1 protein-coding gene is annotated in these 237 nt (G+C 51.5%); it reads left to right on the top strand.

Annotation, left to right across the window (positions count from 1 at the left end):
• Nucleotides 1–237 (top strand): transposase (locus L2I46_RS29465; protein WP_165458400.1); only part of this gene is annotated, 237 nt, incomplete at both ends.

The following is a 237-nucleotide window of genomic DNA, read 5'->3' as shown; positions in this document are numbered from 1 at the left end:
CACCCGGGGTGAAATCGCGCATCTGGTGATTGATTCCACCGGGCTGAAGGTCTTTGGTGAAGGCGAATGGAAAGTCAAAAAACACGGCAAAGAACGCCGTCGTATATGGCGAAAGTTGCATCTGGCAGTTGACAGCAACACACATGAAATCATCTGTGCAGACCTGTCGCTGAACAATGTGACGGACTCAGAAGCCTTCCCGGGTCTTATCCGGCAGACTCACAGAAAAATCAGGGC

It is taken from the genome of Klebsiella sp. 2019SCSN059 (assembly GCF_021739525.1).
Classification (GTDB): Bacteria; Pseudomonadota; Gammaproteobacteria; order Enterobacterales; family Enterobacteriaceae; genus Klebsiella; species Klebsiella quasipneumoniae.
Note: the sequence above shows the minus strand (reverse complement) of the source record. Positions and strands in the feature narration are given on the sequence as shown.